14 protein-coding genes are annotated in these 18977 nt (G+C 65.2%); 5 read left to right on the top strand and 9 right to left on the bottom strand.

The window, feature by feature from the left end:
* Positions 1 to 2: 2 nt before the first annotated feature.
* On the bottom strand, positions 3 to 2123 hold the full coding sequence (glyS, locus tag AC07PT_RS25420) for a glycine--tRNA ligase subunit beta (protein ID WP_494658558.1): 2121 nt from the start codon (positions 2121 to 2123) through the stop codon (positions 3 to 5).
* Positions 2124 to 2141: 18 nt separating this feature from the next.
* A complete protein-coding gene (glyQ, locus tag AC07PT_RS25415; RefSeq protein WP_492348855.1) occupies positions 2142 to 3047 on the bottom strand; it encodes a glycine--tRNA ligase subunit alpha in 906 nt (301 codons plus the stop codon).
* A gap of 300 nt (positions 3048 to 3347) precedes the next feature.
* Here glyQ and AC07PT_RS25410 point away from each other — a divergent pair, with 300 nt between their 5' ends.
* On the top strand, positions 3348 to 5294 hold the full coding sequence (locus tag AC07PT_RS25410) for a serine protease (protein WP_494658557.1): 1947 nt from the start codon (positions 3348 to 3350) through the stop codon (positions 5292 to 5294).
* Between the two features lie 31 nt (positions 5295 to 5325).
* On the opposite strand, the gene lnt is transcribed toward AC07PT_RS25410, so the two are convergent.
* The 4 genes from lnt to AC07PT_RS25390 all read right to left on the bottom strand — a co-directional run bounded on the left by lnt (position 5326) and on the right by AC07PT_RS25390 (position 9202).
* The gene (lnt, locus tag AC07PT_RS25405) at positions 5326 to 6906 is read right to left on the bottom strand and encodes an apolipoprotein N-acyltransferase (RefSeq protein ID WP_494658556.1); all 1581 of its coding nucleotides are present in this window, start codon (positions 6904 to 6906) and stop codon (positions 5326 to 5328) included.
* A gap of 17 nt (positions 6907 to 6923) precedes the next feature.
* Positions 6924 to 7799 (bottom strand): CorC family transporter, encoded by an 876-nt coding sequence (locus tag AC07PT_RS25400; protein ID WP_492348852.1) that lies wholly within the window; start codon positions 7797 to 7799, stop codon positions 6924 to 6926.
* Between the two features lie 104 nt (positions 7800 to 7903).
* Positions 7904 to 8635, bottom strand: coding sequence for a GNAT family N-acetyltransferase (locus AC07PT_RS25395; RefSeq protein WP_494658555.1), 732 nt, complete (start codon positions 8633 to 8635; stop codon positions 7904 to 7906).
* Positions 8636 to 8728: 93 nt separating this feature from the next.
* A complete protein-coding gene (locus tag AC07PT_RS25390; protein ID WP_492348850.1) occupies positions 8729 to 9202 on the bottom strand; it encodes an Lrp/AsnC family transcriptional regulator in 474 nt (157 codons plus the stop codon).
* 125 nt (positions 9203 to 9327) lie between these two features.
* Between AC07PT_RS25390 and hppD the strand changes: the two genes are divergently transcribed.
* Positions 9328 to 10464 (top strand): 4-hydroxyphenylpyruvate dioxygenase, encoded by a 1137-nt coding sequence (gene hppD, locus AC07PT_RS25385; protein WP_492348849.1) that lies wholly within the window; start codon positions 9328 to 9330, stop codon positions 10462 to 10464.
* Between the two features lie 153 nt (positions 10465 to 10617).
* Here hppD and AC07PT_RS25380 read toward each other — a convergent pair whose 3' ends face one another.
* On the bottom strand, positions 10618 to 11529 hold the full coding sequence (locus tag AC07PT_RS25380) for an esterase/lipase family protein (protein WP_494658554.1): 912 nt from the start codon (positions 11527 to 11529) through the stop codon (positions 10618 to 10620).
* 177 nt (positions 11530 to 11706) lie between these two features.
* On the opposite strand from AC07PT_RS25380, the gene AC07PT_RS25375 reads away from it, so the two are divergent.
* Complete coding sequence (locus AC07PT_RS25375; RefSeq protein ID WP_494658606.1) at positions 11707 to 13401, top strand: AMP-binding protein; 1695 nt, start codon at positions 11707 to 11709, stop codon at positions 13399 to 13401.
* 14 nt (positions 13402 to 13415) lie between these two features.
* Positions 13416 to 14333, top strand: coding sequence for an MBL fold metallo-hydrolase (locus AC07PT_RS25370; protein ID WP_494658553.1), 918 nt, complete (start codon positions 13416 to 13418; stop codon positions 14331 to 14333).
* Between the two features lie 10 nt (positions 14334 to 14343).
* On the opposite strand, the gene AC07PT_RS25365 is transcribed toward AC07PT_RS25370, so the two are convergent.
* On the bottom strand, positions 14344 to 16116 hold the full coding sequence (locus AC07PT_RS25365) for an alkaline phosphatase D family protein (protein WP_494658552.1): 1773 nt from the start codon (positions 16114 to 16116) through the stop codon (positions 14344 to 14346).
* Positions 16117 to 16238: 122 nt separating this feature from the next.
* On the bottom strand, positions 16239 to 18257 hold the full coding sequence (locus AC07PT_RS25360; protein ID WP_494658551.1) for a lytic transglycosylase domain-containing protein: 2019 nt from the start codon (positions 18255 to 18257) through the stop codon (positions 16239 to 16241).
* Positions 18258 to 18266: 9 nt separating this feature from the next.
* Here AC07PT_RS25360 and AC07PT_RS25355 point away from each other — a divergent pair, with 9 nt between their 5' ends.
* Entirely contained in the window at positions 18267 to 18842 is a 576-nt protein-coding gene (locus AC07PT_RS25355) for a 5-formyltetrahydrofolate cyclo-ligase (protein WP_494658550.1), read from the top strand.
* The last annotated feature ends 135 nt before the right edge of the window (positions 18843 to 18977 follow it).

Below are 18977 nucleotides of genomic sequence, written 5' to 3'. Positions count from 1 at the left end.
GCTCAACTGGCCAGACGGGACAGGTCGGCCACGCGGTTCATGGCGTCGTGCAAGGTCTTGAGCAGGCCCAGGCGGTTCAGGCGCAAGTCCAGCTCTTCGGCATTCACCATCACGCCTTCGAAGAAGGCATCGACCGGGGTGCGCAAGGCCGCCAGGGTCTGCAGAGAGGCCGTGTAGTCGCCGGCATCGAACTGGGCCTTGGCCTGCGGTGCAGTGGCTTGCAGGGCCGCGTACAAAGCCTGCTCAGCGGCTTCCTTGAGCAGCACCGGGCTGACGTGGGCATCCACCTCGCCCGCCTTTTTGAGGATGTTGCTGACGCGCTTGTTGGCCGCAGCCAGGGCGGCCGCCTCGGGCAGCTTGGCAAAGGCACGCACGGCCTCCAGGCGCTGGGCCACATCGGACAGGCGCTCAGGGCGCAGCGCCAGCACGGCATCCACCTCCTGGGCGCTGAAGCCTTGCTCACGCAGGCTGCCGGCCAAGCGGTCGTAGATGAAGTCGGCCAGAGCGGCGCTGGCATCACTGATCTTGTCGCCAAAGGCGGGCACAGCGCTTTGCAGCAGGGTGCCCAGGGCCAGCGGCAACTGGTTCTCGATCAACAGGCGCACCACGCCCAGGGCATGGCGGCGCAGCGCAAACGGGTCTTTGTCGCCGGTGGGCAGGTTGCCGATGCCGAACATGCCGGTCAAGGTTTCCAGCTTGTCGGCCAGGGCCACCACCACGCCCACGGTGCCGCGCGGCAAGGTGTCGCCCGCGAAGCGGGGCTTGTAGTGGTCTTCGATGGCGTCGGCCACGGCTTCGGGCAGACCGTCGTTGAGGGCGTAGTAACGGCCCATGGTGCCCTGCAGCTCAGGGAACTCGCCCACCATGTCGGTCACCAGATCGGTCTTGGCCAGTTGGGCAGCCAGATCGGCCTGCGCCACCAGGGTGGCGTCACCCAACTGGGCAGCAATTGCCTGAGCAATCGCGCGCACACGCTCCACGCGCTCGCCCTGGGTGCCCAGCTTGTTGTGGTAGACCACCTTGCCCAGACCCTCGACCCGCGAGGCCAGGGTCTTCTTGCGGTCCTGGTCAAAGAAGAACTTGGCGTCGGCCAGGCGCGGGCGCACCACGCGCTCGTTGCCGCCGATCACGGCGCTGGCATCGGCCGGGCTGATGTTGCTGACCACCAGGAACTGGTGCGTCAGCTTGCCGGCGGCGTCCAGCAGCGGGAAGTACTTCTGATTGGCCTTCATGGTCAGGATCAGACATTCTTGCGGAACCCCCAGGAACTGGGTTTCGAAGGCGCAGACCAGCACATTGGGGCGTTCGACCAGGGCAGTCACCTCGTCGAGCAGCGCGTCGTCTTCGATGGGGCGCACGCCGTTGCCCACCTGGGCCGCGGCCGCCGCCAGTTGGCTCACGATCTCGGCACGGCGCTCGGCAAAGCTGGCGATCACCGCGCCATCGCGACGCAGGGTGTCGGCGTAGGCGTCGGCGTGTTCGATGGTGACCACGGGCTTGGCGGCCTCGAAACGGTGACCCAGGGTGGTGTTGCCCGACTTCAGGCCCAGCACCTTGAGCGGCACCACGCTGCTGCCGTGCAGGGCGATCACCCCATGCGCCGGGCGCACAAAATGCACGCTGCTCCAGCCGGGCAGTTCGCAATCGGTCTCCAGCTGGTAGGTCATGACCTTCGGAATCGGCAGCTTGGCCAGCGATTCTTCCAGCGCCTTTTGCAAACCCACATCGAGCGTGGCGCCATTGACCACGCTGTCATAGAACAGGGCTTCGGTCTTGCCGTCCGGGGCGCGCTTGAGGCCGGCCACGGCCGAGGCATCGGCGCCCAGGGCGGCCAGCTTCTTGAGCAGGGCCGGGGTGGGGTTGCCAGCGGCATCCAGCCCCACGCTGACAGGCATCAGCTTTTGCTGCACGGCCCGGTCGGCCGCTTTGGCGGCCACGTGGGTGATGTGCGCCGCCAGGCGACGTGGCGAGGCAAAGGCGGTGGTCACGCTGTCGGCAGCGGCCAGGCCCTGGGCCTTGAGTTGCTCGGCCAGCACGCCGGCAAAGGCCTCGCCCAGCTTCTTGAGTGCCTTCGGGGGCAACTCTTCGACAAACAGTTCTACCAGAAGATTTTGTTGGCTCATGATGTCTTGTACTCCCGCTCAGGCGGCCTTCTTGGCCATCTGTTCAACCCACTCGCGCGGGGCCATGGGGAAACCCAGGCGCTCGCGGCTCTCGTAATAAGCCTGGGCCACAGCGCGGGCCAGGTTGCGGATGCGGCCGATGTAGGCAGCACGCTCGGTGACCGAGATCGCACCCCGGGCATCCAGCAGGTTGAAGGTGTGGGCGGCTTTGAGCACCTGCTCATAGGCCGGCAGGGCCAGTTGCTGCTCCATCAGGTACTTGGCCTGCTTTTCGTGGGCGCCAAAGGCGGTGAACAGGAACTCGGCATCGCTGTGCTCGAAGTTGTAGGTCGACTGCTCCACTTCGTTCTGGTGGTACACATCGCCGTAGCTCAGGGTGTCGGTCCACTTGAGGTTGTAGACGTTGTCCACGCCCTGCAGATACATGGCCAGGCGCTCCAGGCCGTAGGTGATCTCACCGGTGATGGGCTTGCAATCAATGCCGCCAACTTGCTGGAAATAGGTGAACTGGGTCACTTCCATGCCGTTGAGCCAGACCTCCCAGCCCAGGCCCCAGGCGCCCAGCGTAGGGTTTTCCCAGTCGTCTTCGACAAAGCGGATGTCGTTCTTCTTGAGGTCGAAACCCAGCGCCTCCAGGCTGCCCAGGTACAACTCAAGGATGTTGCTCGGGGCCGGCTTGAGCACCACCTGGTATTGGTAATAGTGCTGCAGGCGGTTGGGGTTCTCGCCATAACGGCCGTCCTTGGGGCGGCGGCTGGGCTGCACGTAGGCCGCCTTCCAGGGCTCGGGGCCCAGGGCGCGCAGGAAAGTGGCGGTGTGCGAGGTGCCTGCGCCCACTTCCATGTCGTAGGGCTGCAACAGCGCGCAGCCCTGGGCGTCCCAGTAGGACTGCAGCTTCAGAATGATTTGCTGAAAGGTCAACATGACGTTGGGCCCCGGTGGGCCGGGGTCTGGGCAAAAGAGGTGGATGGGGCCGGCGTGGCTGCATGGGAAGCAGGCACTTGCGCAGCAAACCCATGATTTTACGGCTCACCGGGCCTGGATGCTTGGGGCGCGACGGCGGTGCAAGCCATTGCGCCCCGCCATGGGGCCCGCTCGCGTGTGTAAAAGGAGTACGAATTGACACCAAGCCCATGCAAAATATCCCCCCAGAAGTGAGCAAAGCCGATGCACACATGCCCTGGGGGCCGTCGGACACCTCAACAACACATGGAATCCGACAAGATGAAAGCTAACCTCGTTCGATGGGGCCTGGCCCTGGGCGTCGCCGCCTTGCTGAGTGCCTGCGGTGGCGGCAATGGCAGCGGCGCAGTGGCAGAACGCCAATTGCCCACCACCGCCCTGGGCACCCCGGTGGACAGCTTCACCCCCGCCGCGGCCAAATCTGCAGAGCTGAACAGCGACTACACCCTGAGCACCAACGACCCGGCCCCCAGCTACAAGGTGAGCCTGGGCAGTGCCGGCACCGAGGTCGCCAAACTGCAAACCACTGTTGACATCCGCAGCATCGGACAAGCGCCCCAGATCGGTCTGGGCCGCAAGATTGCCGAACTGGATTCCGCTAGCACCTTTGCCAGCCGCCTGCAATGGACGCCGAACAGCGACGGCAGCCAGCGCGCCGCCATCCGTTTTGTCTCCAGCGGCGCCGCCGGCACTCGGCTGATGCTGGAGGTGGGCCACATCGACGCTCGCACCAAACTGCGCTTTTATGCGCAAGGCGCCAGCACCGCCACTGAAGTCACCGGCACCCAGGTGATCGACGCCTTGGCCGTCAACGAGCTCAGCCAGGCCGGCGCCAGCGGCAACCACCTCTACTTTGCCCCCTATGTGGAAGGCGAAGACCTGACGATGCAGATCGAGCTGCCCGCTGGTGTGGCCACTTCGACACTGCAAATCAATGTGCCGCAGTTGTCGCACCTGTTCCAGTCACCCACGGCCGCCAAACTCACGTTGAAGATCAACAACTCGGGCAGTTGTGAAGTCGACGTGGCCTGCAACAGCGACTGGAGCAGCACCGGTAACAGCGTGGCACGGCTGCTGTTCTCCGATGCCAGCACTGGCAGCAGCTACCTGTGCTCCGGCACCCTGCTGAACGACCGGGCCAGCACCACCACCCCCTACCTGCTCACCGCCAACCATTGCATCTCGACCCAGACCGTGGCCACCACCCTGCAAACCTTCTGGTTCTACCGCGCCTCGGCCTGTGGCAGCGGCACGCTTTACAGCGGCAGCAAGACCGTGACCGGCGGCGCCGCCCTGCTCTACACCGACAACAGCAGTGACGCCACCTTCCTGCGCCTGAACAACAGCCCGCCCGCGGGCGTGACCTATTCGGGCTGGTCGCCGAGCCTGCCCGCCGTGGGCACCAGCGTCGGCGGCGTGCACCACCCCGCGGGCGACCTGCAGAAGGTCAGCCTGGGAAGCACCACCGGGTATGCCACCTGCACCCGGGCCGCGGGCTCTGAGACCTTCTCTTGCACCTATACAACGAGCTCCAGCAGCGCCACCACCCACGTCCGGGTTGGCTGGACCAGTGGCGTAACCGAGGGCGGCAGCAGCGGCTCAGGACTGTTCATCACCAGCGGCAGTTCGAAGTACCTGGTGGGCCAGTTGTCCGGCGGCGCCTCCACCTGCGCCAACCCCACGGCCAACGATGTGTATGGCCGCTTTGACATCCCTTACACCGCCAGCATCTTCCAATGGCTGGACAACAGCAGCACGACCAGCCGCACACCTGTCTTCCGCTTCTACAACACACAGACCCAGGCCCACTTCTACACAGCCAGCGCCAGCGAACGCGACTATGTGATTGCCACCTACCCGCAGTACAGCTACGAGGGCACCTCTTTTTATGCCTACATGAACAGTGCAGCAGGCTTGAGCCCGGTGTTCCGTTTCTACAATGCCTCGCTGGGCGTGCATTTCTATACCATCAGCGCCGTCGAACGCGCCTATGTAGACCAATCGCTGCCAGCCTACCGCGATGAAGGTACCTTCTGGTACGCCAAGACGTCATCGGATGGCAGCAACAGCGCCCTGTATCGCTTCTACAACAGCACCACAGGCGCGCATTTCTACACCATGAGCAGCGCTGAACGCGATTACGTGATCAGCTCCCAGCCCAAATTTGCGTACGAAGGCATTGCCTACTACCCCTGGGCCACTCAGTAAACGGGCTCGGCAACCGCGCCCGTTTGAGGGCCTACCCGGGCGGCGCGCGGCGCTCGCGCCAACGGGCCCAGGCCAGCGCCCCCAGGCAAATCAACCACAGCGGCGCCAGCCCCAGGCGTGACACCCACCAGGCATAGGGCGTGATGCCCCAACCACCCTGGTCGGCACTCACGCCCCTGCCCTGCACCACGCCTTGCAGCACGCCCCGGCTCACCGGGGGCAACTGGGCCGTCACCCGGCCGCGGTGGTCGATGATGGCGGTGGCGCCGGTGTTGGTGGCCCGCACCATGGGGCGGGCGAACTCCAGTGCCCGCAGGCGGGAGATGTTCAGGTGCTGGTCAATCGCCACGCTGTCGCCAAACCAGCCGATGTTGCTCACGTTGACAAAGACCGTGGGCGCCTGGGTGGGGTCGCGAAAACGCAGGCCCAGCTCTTCGCCAAACAAGTCCTCGTAGCAGATGTTCGGGGCCAGGCGCTGCCCCTGCCAGGACATGGAGGGCTGCCCCACGGTCCCGGCGTTGAAATCGCCCAAGGGCATGTCCATCAGGGCCACAAACCAGTGGAACATCGGCGGGATGAACTCGCCAAACGGCACCAGATGGTGCTTGTCGTAGGCGTACAACCGGGACTCACCAGGCCTCAGGCCCAGCACCGAGTTGGTATACCCCTCGCGCTGGTTGCCCAGGGGCACACCGATCAGGGCCGCCTGGGGCGGCCCGTTCTCTGCAGGCCCAGGCCTCTGAGGCCCCACGCCATACCGCTCCAGCAGGCCCTCCCAATAGCCCGCGGGCAGTTGCTCGGGCAGCAGGGGCAGCGCGGTCTCCGGGGCCACGACCAGCGAGGCCTGATTGGCCATCAACTGCGCACGGTACCAGGCCAGGGCCATGGGCACCCCTGAGCCGGCCTGAAATTTCTCGTCCTGCGGAATGTTGCCCTGCAACAGACTGACTTCCAATGGGGCCGACGAGGCCGCCTGCTCAGGCGCAGGCGCCCAGCAGAGCAGCGCCCCAAGCCCCAGCAGCAGCATCTGCACCGGCCATTTCCGCCGAGGCAGGCTGGCCAGCCCGGCCGCCCAGGCCGTCACCACCGCCCCGGTGCCATACACCCCCACCCAAGGGGCCAGCCAGCGGGCAGCACCGTCTACCTGGGCATAGCCCCCGGCGCCCCAGGGAAAGCCCGTGAACCAATGCCCGCGCAGGAGTTCGGCCAGGGTCCACAAGGCGGCAAACAGGCCCGCCGACGCCAGCGGGCCCAGTGCGAGGCGACGGCGCCAACGCACATAAAGACCTGCCGCGACGGTGTAGTAGCTGCCCAGAAAAGCGGCCAGCCCCAACACGGCCAGCACAGCCAACGGCGCATCCAGCCCGCCATAGACCGCCATCGAGATGTACAACCACCAAAAGGTGCCGGCCAGCCAGCACAGGGCAAACACCCCGCCAAGCCAGGCGCCGTGCCGGGCGCTGAGCGCCCGGTTGAGCAGACCGACCAGGGCCGCCAACGACAGGGCCTGCAAGGTGCCCGAGGCCTGCCCCCCCCAGGGCCAGGCCAGCGACAGGGCTTGCATCAACCCGGCCAGGCCCGCACAGACCCAGGCGGCCCAGGTCGGCCGCATGCGACCGCTCAAGCCCTTCATGCGGGGCTGGCGCCGTCCGCCTGGGGCGTGACCTTGAACCAGCGCACAGCGCCGCCCTTGGTGTGTTGCACCACGAACTTCAGGCCGGCCAGCTCGAAGTGCTCGCCGCGCCGGGGCACATGGCCCAGCTCATGGGCGATCAGGCCGCCGATGGTGTCGAAGTGCTCGTCGGCATCGCGGCTTTCGATCTGCACGCCAAAGGCCTCGGCCACACGCTCGATCGGCGTGTCGCCGCTCACACGATAGCTGCGATCGGCCAGGCCGAAGATGTCACCTTCGTCTTCGGCGATGTCAAATTCATCCTCGATCTCGCCCACGATCTGCTCCAGCACATCTTCGATGGTGATCAGACCGGCCACCCGGCCGAACTCGTCGATGACGATGGCCAGATGGTTGCGATTGCCGCGAAACTCGCGCAACAAGTCATTGAGACCTTTGCTTTCAGGCACAAAAACGGCCGGCCTGAGCAGCGCCCGGAGGTTGAGTTCAGGGGCCCGCTGCAGCTTGAGCAGGTCTTTGGCCATCAGGATGCCGATGATGTTGTCGGGCTCGCCGCTGTACACCGGGAAACGGGAATGCGCCGTTTCAATCACCTGGTGCAGCAGTTCCTCGTAGGGAGAATCGATGCTGAGCCGGTCCATGCGCGGCGTGGCGAGCATGACATCGCCGGCCGTCAAGTCGGCCATGCGGATCACGCCTTCGAGCATCACGCGCGACTCGGCGCCTATGACCTGGTTGTCCTCGGCATCGGTGAGGGCATCCAGCAATTCGTCACGCGAGTCGGGCCCGGGACGGATGAATTCGGCAACTTTTTGCAGAAAAGAGCGCTTGTCTTCCTTCTCGGAAGCGCGCGCTGGGTGAGGGTCGGACACAGCCTGGTGCGCAAAACGTGCGGTAGTGAGTAAGCCTCAAGGATAGCGGATTGATGTGACAGCCGGCCAACAGGACCGGCCGCCAACCCGTCACTGGGTGAACCTCACTGGGCGGACTGGTGCCGCCCCTGGCGCACGCCGCGGCGGATTTCCTGCACACTGGCCAGCGTTTCACGGAACTGTTTGGCCTGGACCTTGAGCCGGTAATCCAGTTCAGCAAACTGCTGCTCAACAATCTCGGCCACCCTGGAATCCAGGCTGGCAGGTGGCAGCTTGAGGTGGGCCTCGGACTCGGAGCCATCACGCACCACCGTCGCGCCGGCATTGCGGGCGATCTTCAACATGGCTGTGTTCTCGCTCAGGGCGTGGATGAACATCAGGCTCACGCCTTCGTTGCGTGCATGCATCACGGCCCGGTCAAACAAACGGGCACCAAAACCGCGGCCACGGGCTTGCTTGAGCACCGACACCCCAAATTCGGCACAGCTGGCCGACTTGGGATCGGTCGAGAAGGCCAGATGCGCCATGGCAATCAACTCAAGCCGACGGTTGTAAATGCCAAAGATCTCATCACGCTCGAAATCAAGCTGATCCACGTAGCGCTGCACCTGCTCGTCGCTGGCGGCGTAGCCAAAGCGCAGGTAACGGTCTTGCGGCTCCAGGGCCAGCAAGTGGGCCGCAATGCGGGAGCGGTAGCTGGGGCCCAGTGAACGAATGGGCACCAGCACAGGCGACGGGCCCGAGGCTTCGGGGCCCGAAGGTTGGGCCAGGGTGAAATGAAACAGATCACGCCCCGCTTGCAGCGAAGACCGGATCCAGTTGGAAGGGGCTAACATGGGCTGAACTATAAGGGTTTTCCCCTATAACCCAAAATCCACCCCATTCAAGCCCTGCGGGGATGAAGGTTATCCCTCATCCAGCACCGTTCGTCAGACAGGCAAGGCCGTGGTCGCCTTGACGCGGTCCAGCACGAAGCTGGTCTTGCAATCCTGCACGCTGGGGTGCTTGAGCAAGCTTTCGAGCACAAAGCGACGGTAATGCGCCATGTCGGCCACCACCACCCGCAACAGAAAATCCATCTCGCCCGTGAGCGCCGCGCACTCGACCACCTCAGGCCAAGTCTGCACACTGGCCCGGAACAGGTCCATGGGGTTGCGTTTGTGGCTTTCCGTGTGCTTCTCAAGCCGAACATTGAGGTAGGCCGTCAGACCCAGCCCCACCGCCTCGGGCTGCACCAGCGCCACATAGCGGTCGATCACGCCGCTGTCTTCCAGCCGCCTGACCCGGCGCAACACCGCGCTGGCCGACAAGCCCACGGCCTCGGCGATCTGATCGTAAGTGGCGCGACCATCCGCCTGCAGACTGCGCAAAATCTGCCGATCCAGCTTATCCAATGCTTCCATGGCTTTTATTTTGCAGGATTCTTGCAAATTGACGGATGTCACGGCCAAAGAATGCAGAAAAACTGCTGGGCCCGCCCCCTACAGTCAATCGCTTCAAGACCTCACTCATGGATGGAGACAGACCGATGAATGCCCCCCTGCCCGCCAGCGCCACGTCCACCGTGGCCCCCTTCACCCCTTGGGACAACCCCATGGGCACCGACGGCTTTGAGTTCATTGAATACGCGGCCCCCGATCCGGTGGCCATGGGCCTGGTATTTGAACGCATGGGCTTTCGCCCGGTGGCTCGGCACCGCCACAAGAACGTGACCCTGTACCGTCAGGGGGAGATCAACTTCATCATCAACGCCGAACCGGATTCGTTTGCCCAGCGCTTTGCGCGGCTGCACGGCCCCAGCGTGTGTGCGATTGCCTTCCGGGTGCAGGACGCCAAGGCCGCCTACGAACGCGCCGTCGGCCTGGGTGCCTGGGGCTATGCCGGCGTGGCAGGCCCGGGCGAGCTGAACATCCCCGCCATCAAGGGCATTGGCGACAGCCTGATCTACCTGGTGGACCGTTGGCGCGGCAAGAACGGCGCCCAGCCAGGCGCCATCGGCAACATCGGCTTCTTTGACGTCGACTTCGAGCCCCTGCCCGGCCTGAGCACCGAAGAAGCCCTGGCCCCCCACGGCGTGGGCCTGACCTACATCGACCACCTGACGCACAACGTGCACCGGGGGCGCATGCATGAATGGGCCGACTTCTATGAGCGCCTGTTCAACTTCCGCGAGGTCAAGTACTTCGACATCGAAGGCCAGGTGACCGGCGTGAAGAGCAAGGCCATGACCAGCCCCTGCGGCAAGATCCGCATCCCGATCAACGAAGAGGGCAAGGACAAGCCTGGCCAGATCCAGGAATACCTGGACATGTACCGCGGCGAAGGCATCCAGCACATCGCCATGGGCTCAGACAACCTCTACGCCACCGTCGATGGCCTGCAGGCCAACCAAGTGCGGCTGCTCGACACCATCGACACGTACTACGAACTGGTGGACAAGCGCATCCCGGGCCACGGCGAAGACTTGGCAGAGCTGCATCAGCGCAAGATCTTGATCGATGGCAAGAAGGACGCCCTACTGCTGCAGATCTTCAGCGAAAACCAACTGGGCCCGATCTTTTTCGAGTTCATCCAGCGCAAGGGCGATGACGGCTTCGGCAATGGCAATTTCAAGGCCTTGTTCGAATCCATCGAACTCGATCAGATGCGGCGCGGGGTGATCTGAGGCCCCCACGGGCGTGCACTTCGTGTCACTTCCTACCCCCCCTGGGGGGCCGCAGGCCGCCTTGGGGCTGCCAGACGCCGGCCTGACAGCTTCGTTTAAAGCTCGCTGAATTCAGAAGGGGGCCTGACGGCCCCTTGGGAATGCCGCCACGCCTCAATCCATCGCTTTGATCAAGGCCATCACCTGGGTGCGCACGCCGGGGTCGGTGGCGAGGGCGACGTGGGGGATGCCGGGCACGAAGTGGGCCTGGGCGCCGGGCAGGGTGGCGGTGTGGGCCGGGAAGACGATGTTGTCGCAGTTCGAATAGAAACAACTGAAGGCGGCGGCGCGTTCGGGCGGCTCTTGGGCGGCCAGGGCTTGCAGCCAAGGGCTGGCCCGGCGCATCTGGCGGACGTTGGCCGTGTGGGCCCAGCGGGCCAGCCAGGTGCCCTGGTGCGGGGTGCCCAGGGTGATCACATGGTGCACACGGGCGGCTTCGCCGGGCCCTGCGCTGGCCCGCAACCAGGCGCGGGCCACCAGGCCGCCCATGCTGTGGGCCACGATGACGGGGGCACGGCCTGTGGCCTCGGTGAGGGCCGTCACGGCGCGCTCCACCTGCGCGGCATAAACATCGATCGAGCCGAAGGGGGGCTCCAGGCTGAGTGCCACGAAAGGCCGCCCCACCGCCGTGCAATGCTGCATCCACGGGGTCCAGACACCCCGGTTGCAGAAATAGCCGTGGATCAGCAGCACACCGCGCGGCCCGGGCTGGCAAGCGGGCGGAAGCCGATCACTCAAGGCCTCGGCCTGAAAAGGCTGCCAGAGCCCGAACACGCGGCTGGAGGCCCGCACCTCGGTCACCCAGGCCAACAGCACCTGCCACCAGGAGGCCCTGGGCGCCGGGTCGCTGCGGTTGACCTGCACCATGATCATGAACTCCAGGCCCAGGGCCAACGGATTCAGGGCCAGCAGCCCCAGCAGGGTGGCGGCGATCGCCCACGGCGATTGAGGCCACCACCACCCAACAGCACAAGCCACCAGCAGGGCGCCCCAGCACAACATCATTCTTTGCAATCTGGCGATCATGGGCGGATCACCCCGGATGGATCTGATTTCATTCACCAATGATGGCACGCAGTGCATTGGGGGGCACAACGGTCTGTGGCTGTCGCCTCAGCGACGACTGAAGCCCCGCCCCTAGGACAAGCCCCGTAGCCACGCTTGCTGCGGTGCAGCCAAAATCGGGCGCCAAGGAGAGACATGATGGACAGAATCTGGTTGCAGCACTACCCGGCCGGCGTGCCCCAAACGATTGACCCCGAGCAATACCGTTCGGTCCCCCACCTGTTGGAGGAATCGTTCCGCAAATTTGCCGACAAGCCGTTTTCGGTTTGCATGGACGTGTGGATGAGCTATGGCGAGCTTGACACCCTGTCGGCGGCATTGGGCGCCTGGCTGCAATCGCGCGGCCTCGAACCCGGGGCCCGAGTGGCCATCATGCTGCCCAACATCCCGCAATTCGCGGTCACCATGGCGGCGGTGCTGCGCGCCGGCTACACCTGCGTCAACGTCAATCCGCTCTACACCGCACGCGAGCTGGAGCACCAGCTCAAGGATTCAGGGGCCAGTGCCATCATCATCCTGGAGAACTTTGCCCACACCCTGCAGGCGGTGATCGACAAGACGCCGATCAAGCAGGTGGTGATGACCTCGATGGGTGACCTGCTGGGCGGCCTCAAGGGCGCTTGGATCACCTTTGCCGTGCGCCACCTGGCCAAGATGGTGCCGCCTTATCAGATCCCGCTGACGCCCGGCCGCAGCGTGGTGGCTTTCAGCCAGGCCCTGGCCGAGGGGCGCGGCCTGAAGCTGCAACCTGCCAGCAGCAACCTCGACTCGATCGCCTTTCTGCAGTACACCGGCGGCACCACCGGCCTGTCCAAAGGCGCCACCCTGACCCACCGCAACATTGTGGCCGCCACCCTGCAGGCCGATGCCTGGTTCAAACCGGCGCTGGCCCGCATTGGCGACCCGACCCAGATCAACGGCATTGCCGCCCTGCCGCTTTACCACATCTTCGCGCTGACCCTGTGCCTGCTGGCCATCCGCCAAGGCTCGCACCTGACGCTGATTCCCAACCCGCGCGACATCGGCAAATTCATCAAGGAGCTGAAGAAGCGCCCCTTCCACATGCTGCCGGCGGTGAACACGCTGTTCAACGCCCTGCTGCAGCACCCCGAGTTCAAGACCCTTGATTTTTCGCACCTGTGCATCTCGCAGGCCGGCGGCATGGCTGCGGCCGAGGGCACGGCCAAGGCCTGGCAGCAAGCCACGGGCTCGGCCATGATCGAAGGTTGGGGCATGAGCGAGACCTGCGCCATCGGCACCAACAACCCAGTCAACAGCACCGTTTTTTCAGGCTCGATCGGCCTGCCCCTGCCCAGCATCGACATTGCCATCAAGGACGACGCAGGCAACACCGTGCCGCAAGGTGAATCGGGCGAGATCTGCATCAAGGGGCCCAATGTGATGACGGGCTACTACCAGCAGCCCGCCGAGAACGCCAAGACCTTCACCAGCGACGGCTTCATGCGCACCGGCGATGTGGGCGTGATGGACGACAAGGGCTACACCCGCATCATCGACCGCAAGAAGGACATGATCCTGGTCAGCGGCTTCAATGTGTTCCCCAACGAACTGGAGCAAGTGATCTCGATGTGCCCCGGCGTGCTTGAATGTGCCGCCATCGGCGTGCCCGACGCCAAGCAGGGCGAATCGATCAAGGTCTTCGTGGTGCGCAGCGACCCGGCGCTGACCGAAGACGATGTGGCCCGCTACTGCCGCGAAAACCTCACCGGCTACAAGCACCCCAAGTACATCGAGTTCCGAACCGAGCTGCCCAAGACCAATGTGGGCAAGATCCTGCGGCGCGAGCTGCGCAGCAGCGCTGTGGCCCATTGAGCCCGAGGCATCCCATGGAGGGCCCCACCCTGCCCCCGGGCGTCAGCGTGTTCGAGCGGGGCTGGCTGTCGGCCAACAACATCCTGCTTGACGGGCCCGACGGGGCCACCTTGGTCGACACGGGCTACGCCACCCACAGCGACCAGACGGTGGCCCTGGTCGAATCGACGCTGGGCCCGCGCCCCTTGGTGCAGTTGCTCAACACGCACCTGCACAGCGACCACTGCGGCGGCAATGCAGCGCTGCAGGCCCGATACCCGGGTTTGCAGACCTGGATCCCACCCGGCGAAGCCGAGGCCGTGCGCCACTGGGACGAAAACCGACTGAGCTACCAGCACACCGGCCAGCAATGCCCGCGCTTCGGCTTTGACGGCCTGCTGCAACCCGATACCGAACGGGTGCTGGGCCTGCAGACCTGGCAGGTGCATGCGGCGCCAGGGCATGACCCGTACTCGGTGATCCTGTTCGAGCCCGCCAGCGCCACCCTGATCTCAGCGGATGCGCTCTGGGAAAACGGCTTTGGCGTGGTCTTCCCCGAACTCGACGGCGTGCCCGCCTTTGACGAAGTGGCCGCCACCCTGGACCTGATCGAGCGCCTGGCTCCCCGCACCGTGGTGCCTGGGCATGGCGCGGTGTTCCACGACGTGACGAGCGCACTGGCCACGGCACGCCGACGGCTGGACGGCTTTGTGCGCACCCCCGAGCGCCACCAGCAATACGCCACCAAGGTGCTGCTGAAGTTCAAGCTGCTCGAGTGGCAGCAGATCAGCCTCACCGAGTTGCGCCAATGGATGGAGCACACCCCCTACATGGCCGAAGCCGCCAGGCACGGTGGGGGCACCTCCGCGCAGGCCTGGCTGTCCGACCTGGTCGACCAACTGGTGGCCTCGGGGGCCGCCCGACTGCAAGGGCAGCAACTGCTCAACGCCTGAGCCAGCGCGCTCAGATGTTGTCCGTCACCACCGGCGTCTTGCTGCCCGCGGCCAGGGTGATGCGGGTGCGCTTGAGCACTGGGCTGTCGGGCACCGTGCCGCTGCTGGTGAGGGGTTTCATCTTGGTGTAGATCACTTGCAGGCTGCTGGCCGTGAGGGTGGCCGAGGCATAGCCCTGGGCGTCGTGATCCACATAGGCGAAGTCGGGGTTGTTGCCTTTGAGCACGGCGTCAAACACGGCGGGCGAGGTGACCAGGGCCGCCAAAGGGGTGGTTCCCGCACCGGCTTTCACATAGCTGTAGAAGCTGGAACTGCTGATGCCGGCGCTCACAAAATCGACCACGGCAGGCGTACCGGTGCTGGTGTCGGGCTTGTCGCGCACCACACCGCACTGGAAGGCGTGCAGGTCACCGGTGATGGCCACCACGTTCTGGATGTTGTTGCTGGTGATGTGGCCCAGCAGATCGGCCTTGTGGCTGGGGTAGCCATCCCAGCCGTCACAGTTCACCACGTACTGGGCGTTGTACGGGGCCGGCGCGCTGGCCCGCAGATCCAGCCAAAGCCGGCTCAGCATCACTTCGTTGCCCCACACCTTCCAGGTGGCACTGGAACTCGACAGGGTCTGCTTCCACCACGCAGTCTGGGGGGTGCCGAGGATGGACGGCACGCGCCCCATCGCCTGGGTCTTGAGCGCCTCGAATTGCTGCAGCACCGGCACCTGAACAAAGTAACGGGCACCGATCGAGTCGCTGCCATTGATGGGGTCGTGCCCCTGGGCCGTGGCAATGGTGGCCTCGTCCACCACATGGTCGTCCCGGTACAGGCGCTCATCGGTCATCACCAGGTGCATCAGCGTGCCAAAGCGGAAGTCACGGTAGATGCGCAGGTTGTTGAAAGCCGCATTGGCGCTGTCGAAAGACACATCGCCGAAGTCGACCGGCAGGTACTCCACCCAAGCCTGGTTGGCGGCGCGGCGGCGGGCCGTCTGCTGCAGGTTGGCGTTGGTGTAGGTCTGGTGGTCCTGCCAGCAGTCATCACTGAACTCGTGGTCGTCCCAGGTGGCGATCATGGGGAACTTGGCATGGATGGCCTGCAGGCGTGCATCACCGCGGTAGGTCTTGTAGAGGGTGCGGTAGTCGGCCAACGTGGTGGCATACACCGTGCCGTCGCTCAGCTTGGTGCCGTCGGGCAGGCTGATGCGGGCGTGCGCGGGTTCGGCCGCGCCACTCTGGAAGGCGGCCCCCACGGTCTCGTAGATGTAGTCACCCAGGTGCACCACAAAGTCCAGGTCCTCGGCCGCCAACAGGCTCATGGCAGCCCAGTGGTTCACGCTCCAGTCCTGACAGGTGAACCAGGCAAAGCGCAATTGCGCCAGCGTGGCCGTGCTGGCCGGGGCGGTCTTGCCCACGCCCACGGCGCTGACGTCATTGCCGGCCAGGAACCGGTAGTACAGCGGCGTGGCCGCTGGCAGGCCGGTGACCTTGGCGCGCACCGTGTTGTCGTAGGTGGCGCTGGCCACCAGGGGCAGATCGGCCAGCAAGTTGATGAACTGGGCCGACGTAGACACCTGCAGACGCACGTTGATGTCAGCGCCAGCCCCCGTGGCGCGCACGCAGCGGCTCCAGAACACCAGGCTGCTTTCACGCGGGTCGCCGCTGGCCACCCCCTGGGGAAACTGGTAAGTGCCAACCCCGTCACTCCCACCGCCCCCGCCACAGGCGGTCAGGGAGGCGGCAGCCACGGTGAAGAAGGCAGAACGGGACAGGAATTGGCGGCGATCCATGGGAGGTGCTCTTGAAGATGGAATGAGCACGCAGCATGGATGCCTGCGATGACAGGTGCGTGAAACCAGACAGATGGACGGAGGTTCCGCCCCCGCCAGGGCACGGGCGCGCAGGCCCGCGCTCAGGGCAGATCAGTACTGGGGTCGGGCACGCCTTGGTCACGCGGGCCCACCAGGCCCAGCCGACCTTTCAACGATTGGGGCTGCCCGGTGATCAAGGCGGCGTACACCGTGGTATTGGCCAGAACCTTCTTCACGTAGTCGCGGGTTTCGTTGAAAGGAATGTTCTCGGCCCAGATCGCGGCCTCCAGCATGGGGCCGTTGCGCCAGTTGCGCGGCCGGCCCGGCCCGGCGTTGTAGGCCGCGGCAGCCATGGGCATCGAGCCACCAAAGTCGTCCAGCGCCAGCTTCAGATAGGCCGTGCCGATGGCAATGTTGGTGTCACGGTCAGAGAGCTGGTCGGGGGTGAAGCCCGCCAGGCCGATCTTCTTGGCCGTCCAACGTGCGGTGGCCGGCATGACCTGCATCAATCCCGAGGCGCCCACGCCCGAGCGGGCGTCCATGATGAAGCGGCTTTCCTGGCGGATCAGGCCATACACATAGGCGGGGTCGAGGTTGATCTCGCGCCCACGCCGCAGCACCTGGTCCCGAAAAGGCATGGGGTAGCGCTGGCTGGCATCGAACACGCTGCGGGTGCGTTCGCTGGTGTTGATGCAGCGGTCCCAAACCTCGCGCTGGCAGGCCAGGTCGGCAGCAGCCAGCAGGTCACGCTCGGCCATGCCCCCTGGGCTGTGCAGGTTGGTGCTGTAGTTCCATTCGCGGTTGCCCTCGGAGCGCAGGCCAATGGCGATGGCGTACAGGGCCCGGTTCAAGCCGGCGTTGTTGCGCGCCGCCTCTTTCTCTTCGGGCGACAAGGGCACAGGTGCCGGTGGCAGCACCAGCTTCTGGCCCAGCTCATCGAGCGCCAGTTGCTCGTAGAAGCCACGGGGGCCGGCAATGGCCTGCAGGGGCTGCAAGGCCTCGCGGCGCTCGGCCTCGTTGCGCGCCAGGGCCAGTTGGGCCCGCGCCCGCCAGTAGACCCAGATGCTTTCCTTGCGCGCCTCTTCGCTCATGGCCCGCAAAGCGCCCAGGGCCTGGCGCCACTGGCCGGCCCGCAGCGCGGCGCGCACCTTCCAGCCCAGCAGATCATCGTTGAGGTCGGTGTCGCGGTTCACCTTGCCAAAGTAGCGCGCGGCCGACGGATCGAGCTTGAGCGCGGCCTGCTTGCCGATCACGCCCAGCACCCAGTGCTCTTCTTCGGGCAACAGCTGCACGGCCCAACGGGTTTCCAACAGGGTGGCGGCGGTGTCGGGGTCGCTGAGCGCGATCTTGATCAGGGCCAGCACCACCAGCTCTTGCCGTACCCGGCTCGGGGCCGCGGCACGCTTGGCCAAAAACTTCACCGGGCTGTCGTTGATCAGGCCCAGTTCGGGCAAGACCTCGGGCGCCACCACGCCCACCGCGTTGCGGGCGGCGCGAGGCCGGTTGGCCTCGGTGGCCAGGCGCGCCTTGCGCCAGATGTCGAGCGCAGTCAAACGCTTGCCGGCATAGAAGCGGTCCGCTGCCAGGGTGCAGCCATCTTCGGCCTCGCGCAGGCCGTGCCACAGGCGCCGCACCTCTTCGGCCGCACCGGGTGCCGCCACGCCCTTGAGGTAGTCCACCGCCAACGCATAGCAGCGCAGTTCGCGGTCGTCACCCATGCGGTACAGCGGGTATTGCGCCGCAAAGCCCTCCCAGTCGCGCCGTTGGCCCAGCAATTGCAGCCAGTCGGCCCGCATGCGGTCTTCCTGGTAAGTGCCGACATAACGCGCCATGAAGGCCTCAACTTCATCGGCGCTGGCCTCGTTCAGACGGGCACGCAGCTCCCAGTAGGCGGCCCAGGGTTCCAGCGCGTGGCCGCGTGCCAACGGCAGCAACTGGGCCAGCTTCTTGCGATCCCCTTTGCGAAAGGCCTGGCTCATGTCGACCAGCACGTCATCGGCCCGGTTCTGGCCCGCCATCGAGGCCCCTGCCAGGCCCCCGGTTTGCGCCCAGACCCCAGCGGCTGAACAGCTCAAAACCAGAGACACCAGAAGCGGTGTCAAAATCTTCTTTAGATACATGAGGGAATTATGGACAAGTTAGCGGTTCGCAAGGCACTCATTGAGCAACGACTGAACCTGCCAGACAGGCTACAGCGCGCCGAGTTGCTGCAGCGCGTGATGCGCATCTGGCTGGTTGGTCGCACCGATCAGGTCATTGGGGCCTACTGGCCCATCAAGGGCGAATTCGACCCCCTGCCCGCCTTGCACCGCTGGAAGGAAGACGGCGAACTGCAGGGCGAGCCCCAGCTGCGCCGCATCGGCCTGCCGGTGGTGGACAAGGTGCACAAGACGCTGACCTTCCACGCCTGGTACCCGGGCTGCCCCATGGAAGAAGACGCCTACGGCATTCCCAAGCCGAAGGACACCGAGCTGATCGTGCCCTCCCTGCTGTTCGTGCCCTGCGTGGGCTACGGCCCTGGCGGCTACCGCCTGGGCTACGGCGGCGGCTTCTACGACCGCACCCTGGCCGCCCTGGAGCCCCGCCCGGTGACGGTGGGCCTGGGCTACACCCAGGGCTTTCTGCCCGACTTCGAGCCCGAGGCGCATGACCAGCCGCTGGATGCGATCTTGAATGACAACGGGGTGGTTTGGCCGGTGGGGTAAGGGCTGGGTTATGGCGGTGATGCCGCTGCGCTCTGTTGCTTCTGCTGCTTGTTTGAGTTCGGAGGCCGGGATTGCGCCCCGGCGGGCGCCTCACTTTCTTTGTCTCGCCAAAGAAAGTAAGCAAAGAAAGGCGAC

The sequence above is a fragment of the Curvibacter sp. GW821-FHT09D12 genome (genome assembly GCF_059416245.1).
The sequence above is the reverse complement of the archived record's forward strand: the minus strand, read 5'-3'. Positions and strand labels throughout refer to the sequence as shown.